Annotated in this window: 3 protein-coding genes; 1 reads left to right on the top strand and 2 read right to left on the bottom strand. The window is 70.1% G+C overall.

Annotated features, from left to right (window positions below; translation table 11 throughout):
* Together ACRDSQ_RS06795 and ACRDSQ_RS06790 are read right to left on the bottom strand one after the other, a co-directional pair.
* Window positions 1–237 (bottom strand): hypothetical protein (locus tag ACRDSQ_RS06795; protein WP_431419714.1); only part of this gene is annotated, 237 nt, incomplete at its 3' end.
* Window positions 234–608, bottom strand: coding sequence for a BlaI/MecI/CopY family transcriptional regulator (locus ACRDSQ_RS06790; RefSeq protein WP_431419712.1), 375 nt, complete (start codon window positions 606–608; stop codon window positions 234–236). The genes ACRDSQ_RS06790 and ACRDSQ_RS06795, both read right to left, overlap by 4 nt.
* 141 nt (window positions 609–749) lie before the next feature.
* On the opposite strand from ACRDSQ_RS06790, the gene ACRDSQ_RS06785 reads away from it, so the two are divergent.
* Window positions 750–1,400, top strand: a complete 651-nt coding sequence (locus ACRDSQ_RS06785; protein ID WP_431419710.1) for a TlpA family protein disulfide reductase — start codon at window positions 750–752, stop codon at window positions 1,398–1,400.
* Window positions 1,401–1,527 lie beyond the last annotated feature (127 nt).

Below are 1,527 nucleotides of genomic sequence, written 5' to 3'. Positions count from 1 at the left end.
GTACCCGGCGAAGGGAGAGCTCCCTGCCAGCGCGACGACACAGTCCCGCACCCGTCCGGGCGTTGCCACACAGGTGATACCGGCCAGCGCGACGGAGGAAACGACCGACCAGCCGGCGGCGTGCGCGAGCAGAACAGCGAGCCGGGGTGACCGGTACAGCCATGCTCCGCTGAGCAGCCGTGGTGTGAGCAAGCTGACCGCGGCGGCGTAGCCGAGCAGGGCGAGGGTGACTGTCACCCGTGGCCCGATTCCGGGTGGTTCTTCAGCGCGCGCCGGACTGCCTCGGCCTCGGCCTCGGTCATGTCCTCCACGAACCGCAACAGGGTGGTGGCATTGTCGCCGCTGCCGTCGAGAGCCTGGCGCATCAGCTCCGCGCTGTACTCCTGCCGGGATGCCACCGGCTGGTAGCGGTAGGCGCGGCCGTCGAGTTGTCTGGTCAGCCAGCCCTTGCGGTGCAGGTTGTCCATCACCGTCATCACGGTGGTGTAGGCCAGATCGCGGTCGCGGCGCAGATCGTCGAGGACCTCCCGCACGGTGGGCGGCTGCTGCCACGACCACAGCCGGTCCATCACCGCCGCCTCCAGGTCACCGAATCCGCGCACCGCCACGTCCCTCCTGGTCGTTGTCCGCGGTGTCCCGCCGGGCCGGGAACTATCACCGCTCAACTATCGTACATAGTAGACGGAAGAGCTGACTGACTGCCTGGCCCGGAGGGAACGAATGCGCGACACCGACGATGGTGCGGCCTCATGAAGATGCGATCCGTGAGCCGGCGCGGTGTCGTGCTCGTGACCGTCGCGGCGGTCGCGGCCGCGGTCGCCGTCGCTGCGTGGCGAACCGACCTGTGGAGCAGCTCTGCCGCGACGGGGCGGGCGGCGCAGACGCAGTCCGGCGCAGCTGCCACCGCAGGGTTGACCAGCTACGCGATCGGGGCCCGGCCTCGGGTGCCTGACCTTCGGGGGCAGACGCTGGATGGTGACCGGCTCGCGCTGGCCGACCTGCGCGGGCATGTGCTGGTGATCAATGTGTGGGGATCGTGGTGCCAGCCGTGCCGCAAGGAGGCACCGGACCTGGTCCGGGTCGCGCGAGAGACCGCGCCATCGGGGGTGCGGTTCGTCGGCATCGACACCCGCGACAACCTCGCGGCCGCCCGCGCTTTCGCGCGCAGCTTCAATGTCCCCTACCCGAGCCTTGTCGACACCGACGGACGGTTGCTGCTGGCCTTCAGCGGGGTGATCCCGGTCAGCGCCGTGCCGAGCACCTTGGTGATCGATGCCGAGGGCAACATTACCGCCCGGGTGGTCGGCATCGTCAGCTACGCCACCCTGCGCGGCCTCGTGGATGACGTCCTCGCCGAGGCGTCCCCGCGGCCGTCCGGCGTAGGAAAGGGTGGATCATGATCGCCGCGGCCAATCCCGGCGACGTCGTGGCCTACGGACCCCTGCTGATCGCCCTGCCGATCGCCGCCGCGGCGGGGCTGGTCTCGTTCCTGAGCCCGTGCTGCCTGCCACTGGTACCCGGCTACCT

Origin of the sequence: Actinokineospora sp., from assembly GCF_050699995.1 — a bacterium.
GTDB lineage: Bacteria > Actinomycetota > Actinomycetes > Mycobacteriales > Pseudonocardiaceae > Actinokineospora.
Note: the sequence above shows the minus strand (reverse complement) of the source record. Positions and strands in the feature narration are given on the sequence as shown.

What these genes read in the sequence shown, in the direction of transcription:
- ACRDSQ_RS06785 (WP_431419710.1), top strand. Translation starts at nt 750, where the DNA reads ATGAAGATGCGATCCGTGAGCCGGCGCGGTGTCGTGCTCGTGACCGTC.